Annotated in this window: 14 protein-coding genes; 4 read left to right on the top strand and 10 right to left on the bottom strand. The window is 71.2% G+C overall.

Going from position 1 to position 14,608, the window contains the following annotated elements:
• On the top strand, positions 1-837 hold an 837-nt coding region (locus tag D7W79_RS26255), incomplete at its 5' end, for a hypothetical protein (RefSeq protein WP_120528140.1).
• Positions 838-979: 142 nt separating this feature from the next.
• A complete protein-coding gene (locus tag D7W79_RS26250) occupies positions 980-1,495 on the top strand; it encodes a hypothetical protein (RefSeq protein ID WP_120528139.1) in 516 nt (171 codons plus the stop codon).
• Here the strand turns inward: D7W79_RS26250 and D7W79_RS26245 are convergent.
• The 5 genes from D7W79_RS26245 to D7W79_RS26225 all read right to left on the bottom strand — a co-directional run bounded on the left by D7W79_RS26245 (position 1,464) and on the right by D7W79_RS26225 (position 8,980).
• On the bottom strand, positions 1,464-2,774 hold the full coding sequence (locus D7W79_RS26245) for a sensor histidine kinase (protein ID WP_120528138.1): 1,311 nt from the start codon (positions 2,772-2,774) through the stop codon (positions 1,464-1,466). The two genes, D7W79_RS26250 and D7W79_RS26245, sit on opposite strands and share 32 nt — an antisense overlap.
• A 329-nt stretch (positions 2,775-3,103) precedes the next feature.
• Entirely contained in the window at positions 3,104-4,522 is a 1,419-nt protein-coding gene (locus D7W79_RS26240) for a sigma-54-dependent transcriptional regulator (RefSeq protein ID WP_120528137.1), read from the bottom strand.
• A 30-nt stretch (positions 4,523-4,552) separates the two neighbouring features.
• Positions 4,553-6,973 (bottom strand): ABC transporter permease, encoded by a 2,421-nt coding sequence (locus tag D7W79_RS26235; protein WP_120528136.1) that lies wholly within the window; start codon positions 6,971-6,973, stop codon positions 4,553-4,555.
• A 19-nt stretch (positions 6,974-6,992) separates the two neighbouring features.
• Entirely contained in the window at positions 6,993-7,736 is a 744-nt protein-coding gene (locus D7W79_RS26230) for an ABC transporter ATP-binding protein (RefSeq protein ID WP_439099229.1), read from the bottom strand.
• A complete protein-coding gene (locus D7W79_RS26225; RefSeq protein WP_120528134.1) occupies positions 7,736-8,980 on the bottom strand; it encodes an HlyD family secretion protein in 1,245 nt (414 codons plus the stop codon). Before D7W79_RS26225 ends, D7W79_RS26230 begins: the two co-directional genes overlap by 1 nt.
• Positions 8,981-9,200: 220 nt before the next feature.
• Here D7W79_RS26225 and D7W79_RS26220 point away from each other — a divergent pair, with 220 nt between their 5' ends.
• The gene (locus D7W79_RS26220; protein ID WP_147442054.1) at positions 9,201-10,304 is read left to right on the top strand and encodes a hypothetical protein; all 1,104 of its coding nucleotides are present in this window, start codon (positions 9,201-9,203) and stop codon (positions 10,302-10,304) included.
• A 32-nt stretch (positions 10,305-10,336) separates the two neighbouring features.
• Here the strand turns inward: D7W79_RS26220 and D7W79_RS26215 are convergent, their stop codons facing one another.
• The 5 genes from D7W79_RS26215 to D7W79_RS26195 form a co-directional block, all read right to left on the bottom strand.
• Positions 10,337-10,609, bottom strand: coding sequence for a hypothetical protein (locus tag D7W79_RS26215; RefSeq protein ID WP_120528132.1), 273 nt, complete (start codon positions 10,607-10,609; stop codon positions 10,337-10,339).
• 35 nt (positions 10,610-10,644) lie between these two features.
• Positions 10,645-11,493, bottom strand: coding sequence for a hypothetical protein (locus tag D7W79_RS26210; protein WP_147442053.1), 849 nt, complete (start codon positions 11,491-11,493; stop codon positions 10,645-10,647).
• A gap of 106 nt (positions 11,494-11,599) precedes the next feature.
• Positions 11,600-12,169 carry a hypothetical protein gene (locus D7W79_RS26205; protein WP_147442052.1) on the bottom strand — a complete coding sequence of 190 codons (570 nt, stop codon included), beginning with the start codon at positions 12,167-12,169 and terminating at the stop codon, positions 11,600-11,602.
• Between the two features lie 115 nt (positions 12,170-12,284).
• Positions 12,285-12,614 (bottom strand): helix-turn-helix domain-containing protein, encoded by a 330-nt coding sequence (locus D7W79_RS26200; protein WP_120528129.1) that lies wholly within the window; start codon positions 12,612-12,614, stop codon positions 12,285-12,287.
• Complete coding sequence (locus D7W79_RS26195; RefSeq protein WP_244221974.1) at positions 12,611-12,952, bottom strand: type II toxin-antitoxin system RelE/ParE family toxin; 342 nt, start codon at positions 12,950-12,952, stop codon at positions 12,611-12,613. The genes D7W79_RS26200 and D7W79_RS26195 overlap by 4 nt, the downstream gene beginning before the upstream one ends.
• 163 nt (positions 12,953-13,115) lie before the next feature.
• Here D7W79_RS26195 and D7W79_RS26190 point away from each other — a divergent pair.
• A partial coding sequence (locus D7W79_RS26190; RefSeq protein WP_120528127.1) for an AMP-binding protein occupies positions 13,116-14,608 on the top strand: 1,493 nt, incomplete at its 3' end.

Here is a 14,608-nt window from a genome sequence, read left to right as displayed (position 1 = left end):
CCCCTGCCGGAGACCGCCGACACGCTGGAGCTGCTCGCCGAGGACGGTTCGTCGATTCCCCTGCTGCCCACCGTCCCGGAGCCCCTGCTGTGGGTCACGTCCGGCGGCGAGCTGCTCTGGCGGCAGAGGGGCATGGCGTCACCATGGACGCCGAGCCCCTACGTGCTGGAGGACTTCGCCGCGCCCCAGGTGCGGCTGCGCGCCGCCAGCATGGGCGAGTGGTTGTTCTCTCCGCTGGGCGGTGAGTCCAGCTCCGTCTACTTCCGGCAGGAGTGGCGCACCGGCGCCGAACCGCTGCCCGCGGGGACGCTGCGCCCCATCAGCCGCGGCGCGACGTGCGAGCCGTCCTTTCCGGATGTCTGTCCATGGACGGATGGCCTGCTCACCCCGGTGGACTTCTGGGAGAAGGAGACCGACCCCCGGTACCACAGCGTCGTCATCACCCTGCCCCAGCCGGCCCTGCCTCGCCGCGCGGTGGTGCGCGGACTGAGCTACCTGCAAGGTTGGGGTGGCAAGGATTGGCTCGTCCTGGAGGGCAGTGTGGACGGCGAGCAATGGCAATCCCTGGCGCGCGTCACGCTGAGGGACATGAGCGAGCTGGAGCGGTCCCTGCGCGATGCGACGTTCGGCTACTACGCCGAGCCCACCGGAGGAGAGTCTCCCTTCGGGGACGGACCGCTCCGCCTGGGCGCCCAGGAGCCGGTCTTCCAGGACGTGCCCCTGGCCAGCGTAGGACCCGTGCGCTTCGTGCGGATGTCCGTGGAATCCCTTATCTACGACGGCACCAGCCCACCCGCTGAGTTCTATACCCTCTCCGAGGTGTCCATCTTTGAATAGTCTTTGCGGGAGCCAATCCAACCCATGGAGATTGCTTGGGTGGGATGAAGCCGGGAGTCCAGCCCAACCCAATTAATCAAGAAATAAAGGGCGAACCGTTCTTCTCGTGTAGCTCCGCTCATTCGTGCCCGAGGAGGGCCCCATGATTGCGCTGACCTGGACGTATGGGCAGCTCCTCAAGGGACTGACGGAGCGGGTGCGCCGGGTGGTGCTGGTGCAGGTGCTCATCCTGGCGCCGGCCTTCGGGGTGCTGGAGTTCAACCCGTCAGGTCCTTCGCGCCTTGGGCTTTCACTGACACGTCTGGCGCTGTGGGGCTGCGCCGCGGGGCTATTGTGGGCCCTGCACCGGTATGCCGTGGGGCGCGCGCGGGTGGCTTCGTGGCAGCGCGTGCTGTGGGTGACGGCGCTGTGCTGGCTGGGCCAGTGGTTGGGCGGCTTCGTCACGGGGGAGGCGCTGCCTCGCTCGCTCCAGGAGTGGCACGGGACGCCGTGGATCCACATGGGCTTCAGCGTGCTGTTCTTCTGGGCGGCGACGGCGCTGCTCTACCGGCTGGCCGCGCCGGTCCCCGAACCCGACGCCGTTCCCGCCGCTCCCGAGGCGGCGCCGGCGTCCGCCAAGAAGGGCTTCACCCGCGCGGAGCGTCCAGCGGGAGCCTGAGCCTCGCCCGGCAGCCCCGGCCGTCGGTGCGGTTCTCCAGGCGCAGGCTGCCTCCGTGGGCTTCGGCGATCTGCCGGCTGAGCGCCAGGCCAATGCCATTGCCTTGCGGCTTGGTGGTGAAGAAGGGCACGAAGAGGTTCGCGGTGTCGGCCAGGCCGGGACCTTCGTCCTCCACCCAGACCTCCACGGCGCCGGGCGCGTGCACCGCCCAGGAAACCCAGACACCGCCCCTGCCCCCTTCCGACAGGACCGCGTCCACGGCGTTGCGCACCAGGTTGATGAGCAGTTGTTCCAGCTGGTCCCCGTCTCCGGACACGGTGAGGACGGGGCCGGGGCGCACGGCCACGGGACGGCGCGGCTCCAGGGCCACCACGTGCCGCACCCAGGGCTCCACCTCGACGGCCCCCAGGGTGGGCGGGGGCAGGCGCGCGAGCCGTGCGTGGGCGGACATGAAGCGCGACAGGGCTTCCGCGCGGCGGGCGATGATGCCCAGGCCGTGGCGGGTGTCCTCCTCCCAGTCCGCGGGGCGCGGCACCTGGGCGACGGTGTCCCGCAGGGCGTCCGCGATGGACTGGATGGGGGTGAGGGAGTTGTTGATCTCGTGGCTGAGCACGCGGACCAGCCGGCGCCAGGCTTCGCGCTCCTCCTCGCGCAATGCCAGACGCAGGTCGGTGAGCACGACCAGCTGGTGGGGCTGGCCGCCTTCGCGGAAGGTGCCTCGCCATAGCTCGTAGGGGCCGCCGTCCTGCTGCGCGAAGACGCGCGTGAGGCGGCGGGGGGCGGGGCCTTCCAGCAGCTCGCCCCAGCCGAGGGCTTCCGCGCGCTGGCCCAGGAGTTGGGCGCGAGGCAGGCCCACGAGCCGGGCGCCCGCGCGGTTCACCAGCTTCAGGGTGCCGGAGGCGTCGAAGGCGAGCACCGCGACGTCGATGGCCTCCATCACCTGGCCCAGCAGTGCACCGGCCTCCAGCGCGCCCAGGCGCTGCTCGCGCAGGGTGGTGCCCAGGGCGTTGGCCTCCAGCATCACCTCACCCAGGGGGTCTCCCACGCGTCCACCCCGGCCGCGCACGGAGTAGTCGCCTTCACGCAGCGCCGCGAGCAGGCCCGCGACGGTGTGCAGGGGCCGCACGACGCGCTCGCGAACGGCCAGACAGGCTCCGGCGTGGACGGCCACCACGAGCACGGACAGCGTCCAGCGCACCTTCGCGGTGAAGTCCCCCGTCCACAGCAGCGCGAGCGACACGACGACCGCGGGCAGTCCCGCGAGGACCGCGAGCCACATCACGCGCAGGTCGTGGGGTATGGGTGCCTTGCGCTCCCCCGCAGGCCCCGTGACGCTCGCCTGGGCCTTCTGCTTCCGCGCGTGCTCCGTCGCCCCCGGGTCGTGTGGCGCCGGGGCGTCTTGCTGGTCCGCAGGGCGCGTGACGCTCGGGTCGGGCGGTGCCGATGCGTCTTGCTGCTTCGCAGGGCGAGTGACGCTTGGGTCGGGCGGTGCTGATGCGTCTTGCTGCTTCGCAGGGCTCGTGACGCTCGGGTCGGGCGGTGCCGATGCGTCTTGCTTGCCCGCAGGGTGCGTGGCGCTCGGGTCGTGCGGCGCCGGGGGGCTGCGTTTCACCTGGCGCCCTTGATGCCGTAGTACTGGAGGCGCCGGTAGAGCGCGCTGCGCGACAGGCCCAGCGCCTTCGCCGCTTCGCTTACGTTGCCGTCGTGCCGGCCGAGGGCGCGCTCAATCAGATAGCGCTCCACCTCTTCCAGCGTCATCTCCTCCAAGCGTGTGGCTCCCCCGCTCGCGGGCCCTGGCCTCTTGAGCAGCAGGTCCTCCGCTTCCACCCGGTCTCCCACCGCCATCAGCAGCGCGCGCTCCACCGCGTGCTCCAGCTCGCGCACGTTGCCCGGCCAGGGGTACGCGAGCAGCGCCTCCAGGGCTCCCGGCGCCAGGTGGATGTCGGGACGGCCATAGCGCTGGCCCTGCGCCGCCAGGAAGTGCGCCGCGAGCAACGGGATGTCCTCGCGCCGCTCCCTCAAGGGCGGCAGCTGCACCTCCACCGTGTTGAGCCGGTAGAGCAGGTCCTCGCGGAACCGCCCCTCCACCACCGCCTTGCCCAGGTCCACGTTCGTCGCGCTCACCACGCGCACGTCCACCCGCCGCGTCCGCGACGAGCCCACCGGGTGCAACTCCCCCGTCTGGAGCACCCGCAGCAGCTTCGCCTGCTGCGCGAGCGGCATGTTCCCAATCTCATCCAGGAAGAGCGTGCCGCCGTCCGCCAATTCAAAGCAGCCGATGCGGTCCGCCTTCGCATCCGTGAAGGCGCCCTTCACGTGACCGAAGAGTTCGCTCTCGAAGACGCCCTCGGACAGGCCGCCGGAGTTCACCGCGACGAAGGGCCGGTCCGCGCGCGGGCTGGCCGCGTGGAGCAACCGCGCCACCACCTCCTTGCCCGTGCCGTGCTCCCCCGTCACCAGCACCGGCGCAGAGGACGGCGCCACCCGCTCGATGAGTCTGCGCACCGGCTGCATCGCGCGCGACTCGCCCACCAACGGAGAGCGCCCGCCCTGCTCGCGGCGCAGGTGCTGGTTCTCCTCCTCCAGCCGCCGGCTGCGCCGCAGCGCCCGGGCCAGCTCCAGCTGCGTGCGCAGCGTGGCCAGCAGGCGCGTGTTGTCCCAGGGCTTCTGCACGTAGTCGCGCGCGCCCAGGCGCATTGCCTCCACCGCGCCCTCCACGGTGCCCCACGCAGTCATCACCACCACGGGCAGCAGTGCATCCCTTGCGCGCAGCTCGCCCAGCAGGTCCAGGCCCTCGCGCCCGGACGTCGTGTCGCGCGCGTAGTTCAGGTCCATCAACACCAGGTCCACGTCCTCCGCGTCCAGCGTGGCCTTCACGCCCGCGGGGGACTGCGCGCTCACCACCGTGTAGCCGTCGCGCTTGAGCAACAGCCGCAGCGCCTCCAGCACGTCCGGCTGGTCGTCGGCGACGAGGATGCGGGTGGGACGAGGAGAGGAAGCGGCGGGTTCGGACACGGGGGACACCACGGAGCAGAACTGTGCCAGAAAGAGGGAACGTCAGTCGGCCCGGAGCGCGATGATGGGGTCCACGCGCGTCGCCCGTCGAGCCGGCAGCCACGACGCCCCCAGCGCCACCCCGGTGAGCAGCAGCGCCACCCCGCCGAACGTCCACGGGTCGTCCACCGACACGCCATACAAGAGCGACCCCAGCAGCCGCGCCAGTCCCAATGACAGGCACAGCCCCACCGCCACGCCCGTGAGCGACAGCCTCAAGCCCTGCGCCAGCACCAGCCGCAGCACGTCCCCCCGCGCCGCGCCCAGCGCCATGCGGATGCCCAGCTCCCGCGTGCGCTGCGTCACCGAGAAGGCGATGACGCCCGACAGCCCCAGCGACGCGAGCAGCAACGCGACGCCCGCGAACAGTCCCATCACCAGCGCGGACAAGCGCTGGGCTCCGGTGGATTCGTCCATGCGCCGCGTGAGCGGGGACACGTCGAACAGCGGCAAATCCGCGTCCACCGCGCGCACCTCCGCCTCCACCTGGGCGCGCAGCGCCTCCGGGTTCCCCGACTTCACGCGCACCGCCAGGCCCATGGACACGGACGGCAGCTGCGACAGGGCGTAGTACGCCGCCGGACGCGCGGGCACGTCCAGGCCCCACTCGCGCAGGTCGTCCACGATGCCCACCACCGTGGTCCACTGCATGTCCTGGCCGTGCAGCTTCACCCGCTGCCCCAGGGCGTCGCCCTTCGGCCAGAAGAGGTCCGCGAAGGAGCGGTTGATGACCACCGCCCACGGCGCGTCCGGCCCGTCCGAGTCCTCCAGCAGCCGGCCCTGCCGCAGGTGGACGCGCAGCGCGTGCAGGTAGCCGGGCGTGACGGCGCGGAACTCCACCGCCTTCCACAGCTCGCCCGGCTGGCGCGGCCGCCCGTCGATGTCGAAGCTGTTGTCCATGGAGCCCCCCAGCGGGAGCACGTTCGTCAGCCCCGCGGACTCCACGCCCGGCAGCGCCTGGAGCCGGGGCAGCAGGGCCTGCTGGAACGCCGCCTGCCGGGCCCGGTCCGGGTACTGCGCCTTGGGCAGCGCGAGCGCTCCGGTGAGCACGCCGTCGGACACGAAGCCCGCGTCCACGCGCTGGAGCGCGAGGAAGCTCTTCACGAACAGCCCCGCGCCCACCAGCAACACCAGCGCGAGCGACACCTGCGCCACCACCAGCGCCGCGCGCAGCCGGCCCGTGCGGTGGCTTCCCGTGGCGCGCGCGCCCTCACGCATCGCCGCGTGCAGGTCCACGCGGCTGGCCTGGAGCGCGGGCACCAGCCCGAAGAGCACGCCCGTGAGCACCGACACCCCCAGGGTGAAGAGCACGGAGGCCGTGTCCAGCTTCACGCCCTGCGCCCGAGGCAGGCTTTCGCCCACGGTGGCCACCAGCGCGTCCGTGCCCCACAGCGCCAAGAGCAGCCCCACCGCGCCCGCCACCAGCGCCAGGAGCAGGCTCTCCGTGAGGAACTGCGCCACCAGCCGCGCCCGGCCCGCGCCCAGCGCCGCGCGGATGGACACCTCGCGGCCCCGCGCCACCGCCCGCGCGAGCAGCAGGTTGGCCACGCTGGAGCACGCCACCAGCAGCACGAAGCCCACCGCGCCCCAGAGCAGCCACAGCGTCTCACGCACGCCGCCCACCACCTGGTCCTCCAGCGACTTCACGCTCATGGACCACCCCGCCTGCCGGTACTGGTCCACCAGGTCCGGCGTGCGCGCGGCGCCCATGCGCACCAGGTCCGCGCGCGCCGCGTCCAGCGTCATCCCGGGCTTGAGCCGCGCCAGCACGCTCAGGAAGCGGTTGCCGCGCCGGGACTCCTCCTGCTGCTGCGGCGTGGGCGCGAAGGGCAACACCACCTCCGTGTCCTCCGGGTAGACGCCGCCCGGAGGCAGCACCCCCACCACCGTGTGCGGCACCCCATCCAGCCGCAGCACGCGCCCCAGCACCTCCGGGTCCTTCGCGAAGTGCGTGCGCCACGCGGCGTCCGTGAGCACGACGACCTGGTCCTGGCCCGGCGTCTCCTCCTCCTGGGTGAAGCCCCGGCCCAGCACCGGCGCGACGCCCAGCGTGGGCAGGAAGGACGCCGTGGCGACGACGACGCGCAGGCGCCGGGGCGACTCCCCACCGGTGAGCGTCATGTCGTTGGGCCGGAAGGCCGCGAGCGACGCGAAGGCCTTCGCGTGCGTGAGCAGGTCGCGGTACTCCGGCAGGGAGTTGGACACCTCCTTGAGGCCGAAGGCGTCGAAGTTCGGCGCCAGCAGCACCAACCGCTCCGGCTGGTCGAACGGCGGCGGCGTGAGCAGCACGCCCTTCACCACGCTGAACACGGCGCTGTTCGCGCCGATGCCCAGCGCCAGCGTCAGCACCGCCACCACGGCGAAGCTGGGAGCGTTCTTCAGGGAGCGCCACGCGTAGCGCAGGTCGCCGAGCAGGTGTTCCATGGTCCGTGTCCCCCTTCCTTCAGCGAAGCTGTTCGTCCTGCACCACGCGGCCGTCGAAGAGGCTCACCGTGCGCGTGGCGATGCGCGCGTGCGCCGGGTCGTGCGTCACCATGCAGAGGGTGGAACCCGCCTTGTGCAGGTCGGACAAGAGCTGCATCACCGCCTCGCCGTTCTTCGAGTCCAGGTTGCCCGTGGGCTCGTCCGCCAGGAGGATGAGGGGGTCTCCCGCCACGGCGCGCGCCACCGCCACGCGCTGCTGCTGTCCGCCGGACAGCTGCCCCGGCAGGTGCCGCGCCCGGTGCGCCATGCCCACGCGCTCCAGGGCCCGCTCCACGCGCTGCTTGCGCTCCTGCGCGGGCAGTCCCCGGTAGCTGAGCGGCAGCTCCACGTTCTCGAAGACGGTGAGGTCGCCGATGAGGTTGAAGCTCTGGAAGATGAAGCCGATGTGCTGGTTGCGCACCTTCGCCCGGTCCGTGGGCGACAGCTCCAGCACGCTGCGCCCATCCAGCAGGTAGCTGCCGCGCGTGGCGGTGTCCAACAGCCCCAGCACCGCGAGCAGCGTGGACTTGCCGGAGCCGGACGGGCCCACGATGGCCACCCATTCGTTCTGGCGGATGGTGAGCTGGATGTTGGAGAGGGCGTGCGTCTCCACCTCCTCCGTCTCGAACACCTTGGTGAGCCCGTCCAGCTGGAGCAGGGCCCGGCCCGGCACCGCGCCGGGGACCACGGCCTTCGCCTCGCCGTCGTTCGTCATCGTCGTCATCATCGCAGCCTCACGCGCTCCACCGCATCCCACGCGGTCATGTCCGACAGCACCACCTGGTCACCTTCCGAAAGTCCCTGCACGACCTCCACCGCGTTCACCGAGCCGCGGCCCAGCTTCACGGGGATGCGCACCGCCTCGTCGCCGCCGGGCAGGAGCCGGAAGAGCGCCAGCGTGCTCTCCGCCTGCGCCCCCGCTGGCCGGCCCACGGACAGCACGTCGTCCAGCCGCTCCAGCTCCACGGTGCCCTCCACGGTGAGGTCCGGCCGAGCCCCCTTGGGCAGCGCGTCCGGCAGCGACACCTCCACGCGCACCGTGCCCTGACTGGCCGCGGGCGCCACGCGCGCCACGGTGCCCTCGACGATGCCGTTGCGCGTGTCCACCTGCGCCTTCAGGCCCGGGAGGATGTCGCGCGCCTGCGTCTCCGCGATTCGCAGCTCCGCCTTGAGCCGGTCCGGCTTCACCACCTTGGCCAGGAGCACGCCGGGCGTCACCCACTGGCCCAGCTCCAGCGGCAGCTCCTGGAGCACGCCGTCCTCGCCCGCGAGCACCTTCATGGACTCCACCTGCTGGCGGCGGAAGCGCGCCACGGCCTTCAGCCGCTCCACCTGCTCCTGCTGGGACGCCAGCCGCTGGCGCAGGCTCTGGGACATGATGTCCAGGCGCTGGCGCTCCAATTCCAGACGCTGGCCGGCCTCCTGCGCCTTCTCCTGGGCCTGGCGCGTCTCCAGGTCGCCGACGAAGGACTTCTGGAACAGCGCGGTGTTGGCCTGCGAGCGGCGGGTGGCGTCGGAGGCCTCGGCGGTGAGGGCGGCGACGGTGGCCTGCTGGGACAGCCGCTGCGTCTGGAGCACCTCGCGCAGCTCCAGGTAGTCGCCTTCGGCGCTCGCGAGCTGGCGTTCGGCCTCCAGGGCCTGGAGCTGCACGTCCGGGTTGGACAGCTCCAGCAGCACCGTGCCGGCGGTGACGGTGGCGCCGGGCCGGACGTGGATGCGCTCCACGCGGCCGGCGGTGTCGGCGGTGAGCCAGCGGATGGACTCCGGCACCAGCGAACCCGTGCCCTTCACCTGGCGCACCAGCGGACCGCGCTTCACCGTGTCCAGCCACACCGAGGCCTTGTCCACGGTGGGCGCGGCGGGACGCAGCCGGGAGAGCCCCACCGTCACCGCCACGAGCGCGGCGAGGCCCAGGGCGGCCAGGAGATAGGGTTTGCGGCGGGGTGCTCGGGCCTTCGGGATGTCCACGGGCCTTGGCCATAGCGAGCCGCGTGCCATGGCTCCGAGCGGAGACAACCGCCCGGAAACAGGAGGATGGCGGCGGGATGGCCGGCCGCGGTGCCCGGTTGCGCGAAGGGCGCGTCCCAGGACCGGACACCGCGAGCAGGTACGCTGGAGGTGAATAGGAACAGCGTCAGGCCGTCTGCCTGCTCGATTCAATTCCCACACAATTTCGAGGAACACCCCGATGCGCTCCACCGCTCTCCGGATGCGCGCCAGCATGCTGCTGGCCGCGACCCTGCTGCCGTTCTCCGCCATGGCCGACGCCCTGTACCTGCAGCTCAAGGACGTGGGCAGTGACGTGGACGCCGCGGGCCTGGCGGCGGCGACCGTGGCGGAGCGGACGCGCTACGGCATCGAGGAGGCGCTGAAGACGTCCGCCACGCAGGCCATCCTGATGGATGCGCAGCACGAGGGCGCGCCGGACCTGACGCTGAGCGCGAAGGTGACGCGGGCCGGGGAGAAGTACCGGCTGACGTACCAGCTGGCCACGACGCATGAGCCCGTGCGCACCAAGACGCTGGCGTACGAGTTCGTCAATCCCAGCCTGAGCGACAAGGGCTCGGTGGCGATGGCGCAGGCGCTGCTGGCCGAGGCCCAGAAGCTGGAGGCCGCGAGCGCGGAGGTGCCGGCGGTGGCGGCGGCGGAGGTGCCGGTGGCGTCCGCGGGGGAGTCGGGCTCCGAGGCCAACTGGGAGGGCTATTCGCAGCGGACGGACGCGCCGGCGGCGGAGGGGATGGGCCAGGATTCGACGGGGCGCGCACAGGAGACCGAGGCGCCGCGCCGGGGCGGTGGCCGGACGAACCTGGACCTGGGTGTGGCGCTGGGCTTCAACAGCCCTTCGGGCATCTTCGGCGGTGAGATTGAGTACCGGGCGACGCCGTTCCTGGGCCTGAACCTGAGCGGCGGCACGGGCGCCTGGGGCCTCCGGGTGGGGCCGGTAGTGCGCCTGTATCCGCTGGGCGAGACGCGCACGAGCCCGTTCCTGGAGGGAGGCATGAGCTTCAACATGGGCGGGACGTCGACGACCACCCTCGCCTTCAACAACGAGAAGGAGGAGTTCACGACGGAGAAGCTGCTCACGCCGGTGGCGACGCTGGCGGTGGGCATGCGTCAGTCGATGGGCCCCATGTACCTGGGGCTGCGCGTGGGCTGGGGCTTCCGCCTGCGTGAGGACAACTGGCGCACGTTGGACGGCCGCGACCCGAACCTCCTGGACGACCTGGACATCGCCACCAGCCAGCACGGCGGCTTCCTGTGCAGCGTCACGCTGGGCGTGTCGGTGTTCTAGAGGCGGCGACGCACGCGGGGCGCCGCCGGACTTCACGGCACCGGCGCCCCCTCCTCCAGCAGCCGCTCGCGGACCGTGTCCCCGGAGCGGCAGTACCGCAGCACCCAGTAGAACATCGCCCACGACTTGCCCGCCGGCATGGGCCACTCGTCGAGCATCTGCCGCCCCAGGTGCATCCACTGCCCGGTGCCCGACGTGGAGCCTCCGGTCGCGCGAGAAGCGCCCGGGCCGAAGGACTGGAACTTCGCCCCGGGCGCCGCGGTGAGCAGCATCGTGGACTTCAACAGCGTGTCGAGGTTCGGCATGGGGGCGGGGAGGTGTCGAGCGAGGAGAGACGCGTTCAGACCCGGTCCGGGACGGTGTCGACGGTCCAGGTGCCCGGGAGCGCCGCGGACTGGGGCGCCCGGTCGTCCAGGACCTCGAGCAGCGTGTAGACGTCCTTGCTGCTGGCGCGGGGGATGAAGATGTCGCCGGCCTCGTCGGATTCGAACTCGCGCGCCACGCCGTCCGGGCAGAGGACGCGCACGCGGCAGTGCGGGATGGGGTTCTGGTCCAGCGTGTCGTCCGCCAGGTGGAACACCGGGACGTCGGGCGTGATGCGCAGGGAACCGGACACGCGGATGTCGCAGCCGGAGTCACAGCAGGAGAATGGACAGGGGATGGGCGGCTGTTCGGCTTGATCCAACCGGACCGGACCGGGCGCCTGGGGGAAGGGCAGGGACAGCTGGGTGCTGACGGAGAACTCTTCGTTGACGTGCCCCTGGGCGGGCTTGGGCGGCGAGGTGTCCCAGACCTCGATGCGGTGCTTCAGGGTGAACGGGCCGAACGAGCCCAGCCGGAGGGTGGCCGTGTTCTTGCCCCCCGGTTGCAGCTCCAGGTTCACGTCGGAGGGTTGGGTGACACCACCGAAGGTGGAGCGGCCTCCCCGGCGGATGAGCTCGCCGCCACCGCCCTGGAACTCGAACTCGTTGAACATCCGCGCCTGGACGCGGAGGGTGACCTTGTCGTTCCGGAAGTAGGGCCTGTCGCCGTGCGCGGCCACCAGCTGGAACGTCCCGACCACGGACACGGTGACGTCATGGGTGGTGTAGCCATGGACGGCGGGGATCGTCTCCTTGCGCGACCGGTGCGAGCCGCTCAGGAGCACGCGGCAATACAGCGCGGAGACGTCAAACCAGGGGCTGGTCATGGCGACAGGACTCGGATGTTCGGGCGCGGAGCGGCGTGAAACGTATCACGCGCACGCGACACGGCCGCGGCAGGCGCCAGGCTCGCGCGCCATGCCGGACTCCGGTCTACTGAAAGGGCGCGGGGTCTGGAGCGCCCGCATCCTGCCAGGAGCGCGGCAGGAACGGTGAGGGCCCGTCGCCCAGCGCATCCGGGGACGCGGCCCCGGGCTCTCCCGGCGTGGAAGGCACACCGGCATCCCCAGGCTTTGAAACATCCGTCTGGCCGTCAATGAGCCGCCGGAGGATCCGGCCGTCTCGGTGGACGGCGTAGCTCGCCCCTGAGTCCAGCGCGGGCTGCGTGCGGCCACACGCCTTCGGGTCTTCGTCGATGCGGATGAAGATGATGTCGCCCTGCCGGACGACCCGGTACTGCTGCGACTCCCAGCGGCTTCCGCAGGACACGGTGGCGTCCTGTGGCGGAAGCAGGTCCCGGGTGGCGACGGAGAGCGCCCTCAGGGTGTCTCCATCCAGCGCGTACACCGTGCCTTCCGTCCCCAGCGAGACAGCGGGCTGCGAGAAGAACTGCGGGAAGGTGATGGAGGCGTCCTCCTCGTACTTCGCGGGGGTTGGAACTGTGGCCCGCATGCAGCCCGCAAATACGAGCCCGGAGGCCAGGACGGAATGAGTCCTCTTCATGAAGCGCTCCTGGCGGCTACTTCTCATTCATGAGGCAGTACGCCGAGGCCCTCTCCACTCGGCTCGAGTCGTGAGCGCCTTTCAGACAAACTCAATAACTCCCCTGCGCCCAACGTCAGGCAGTGATGACCTCCAGGTGTCCTGGAGCCCGGGACCGGGGCCGGTCGCGCACGACGATCTGGACATCACTCCCCAGGAGGGTCAGGAAGCGGATCAGCCGTTCCGTCGAAAAACCCGCCATGTGTCCACGCAGAAGGGCCGAGACCTTAGGCTGATCCACGTCAAGCAGCTTCGCCGCCGCCGACTGGGTCAGCTTCTTCCTGGCGATGATCTCCGCGATCTTCGCCACGAGTTCCGCCTTGGCCAGGGCCTCCTCGGGCTGAGCGACCTCCAGGTCCTGGAAGACATTCCCACTGCTGGGTGTGAACTTCGGTTCGCTCTTCATTCTGAGCCCTCTTTCTCAGCGCGCTCCCAGGCCACGTGAAGGTCTTCCGCTGCCTTCAGCCTGCGCTTCACCAGATCGATGTCCTGCTTGGGAGTCTTGATTCCCTTCCTCGACTTCTTCTGGAAGGCGTGCAGCACGTAGATAACTCCCTTCAGTTTGACCGTGTAGACCGCCCGGAAGGTGTCACCGTCGAAGTCCTCGACGACCTCCAGCACTCCAGCTCCCTTGAAGCCCGTGAGTGGTTTCGCCTCCGGGTGCTTTCCTCCAGCCTGGGCCAGATGCAGTGCGTAGCCCATGACACCGCGCACCTCCTCGGGAAACGCCTTCAGGTCATCCAAGCTGCTTCCCACCCAGATGAGCGGCCTCACCATCCTCGGTAACATGCCAGTTCTGGCATACCAGGGCAACCGCACCACGGAGTGACGTGAGCACTGCTCGGCAGGCTGCCCCGTTGCTGAGACCGGCTCCCATCTCCGCCATCAGGCGCTAGGCTCGCGCGCCATGCCGGCCTCCCTGCTCAAAGTGTTCCTGGACCACGCCCGTCACGAACCCGCGCGCCCGCTGCTCTCCTTCGAGGGAAGGCGCTACACGCGCGGCCAGCTCGCGGAAGCCGTCAACGCGTTCGCTCGCGGACTCAAGGCCCGGGGGCTCGCTCCCGGGGACCGCGTCGCCCTCTTCCTGGAGAACAGCGACGCGTTCGTCATCACGTGGCTGGGGGTCCAGGCCTCGGGCTGCGTCGCCGTGCTCGTCAATACCGCGTACCGCCAGGTGGAGCTGGCCCACATCCTCTCCGACGCGGAGGTGAAGGTCTGCGTCACCGGCGCCTCCGGTGCCTCGGAGCTTGCTCCCCTTCGCGACCAGCTCCCCGCGCTGCAATGGCTCATCACCGTGGAGCCGCCTCCCACCGGGCTGCCCGCGTCCCTTCCCACTGTCGCCTTCGACGCCGTCGTGGCGCAGGGCTCGACCTCCTCCGTGGACCTGCCGCTGCCTCGCGCGGAGGACCTGGCCGTGCTGGGCTACACGTCCGGCACCACCGGCCGCTCCAAGGGCGCCATGCTCCAGCACCGGCAGCTGCTCGCCAACGTGCGCGCCGTCACCGAGGCGTGGCGCTGGACCGACGCGGACCGGCTCCTGCTCACCCTGCCGCTGTTCCACACGCACGGCCTCATGGTGGGCCTCCACGGCACCCTGTTCACCGGCGCCAGCGTGGACCTGCGCCGCCGCTTCGTCGCCTCCGAAGCGCTCGCCGCCCTGCACGACGACGCGTCCCTCACCCTCTTCTTCGGCGTGCCCACCATGTACGGCCGCCTCCTGGAGGAGTCCCGCCGCACCGGCGTGACGCCGCACCCCCTGCGCCTGTGGGTCTCCGGCTCCGCCCCCTTGAGCCCCCAGCTGTGCCTGGACATCGAGGCGCGCTTCGGCGCCCGCATCCTGGAGCGCTACGGCATGACCGAAACGCTCATGAACACCACCCAGCCCTACGACGGCGAACGCCGCCCCGGCACCGTGGGCATGCCCTTCCCCGGCCAGGAGGCCCGCGTCGTGGACGTGCGCTCCCGCAAGCCCCTGCCCCGCGGCGAGACGGGCGAAATCGAGGTCCGCGGCCCCCACGTCTTCACCGGCTACTGGCGCCGCCCGGACGCCACCGCCGAAGCCTTCGACGCGGACGGCTGGTTCCGCACCGGCGACCTGGGCGAATGGGACCCCGACGGATTCCTGCGCATCACCGGCCGGGCCCGGGAGCTCATCATCAGCGGTGGCTTCAACATCTATCCCCGCGAAGTCGAAGAGGTCCTCGCCGCGCACCCCGCCGTCGCCGAGGCCGCCGTGCTGGGCCTGCCCGACCCGGACTTCGGCGAGCAGGTCGTCGCCATCCTCGACATGCCGGACGTGAGCACGGTGCTGGGGCTTCGCGACAAGGCCATCCTGGAGATGCTGTACGGCGGCGGCCTGCGTATCAGCGAGCTGTGCGGCCTGGACCTGCTGGGCGTGGA

The sequence above is a fragment of the Corallococcus exercitus genome (assembly GCF_003611585.1).
GTDB lineage: Bacteria > Myxococcota > Myxococcia > Myxococcales > Myxococcaceae > Corallococcus > Corallococcus exercitus.
Note: the sequence above shows the minus strand (reverse complement) of the source record. Positions and strands in the feature narration are given on the sequence as shown.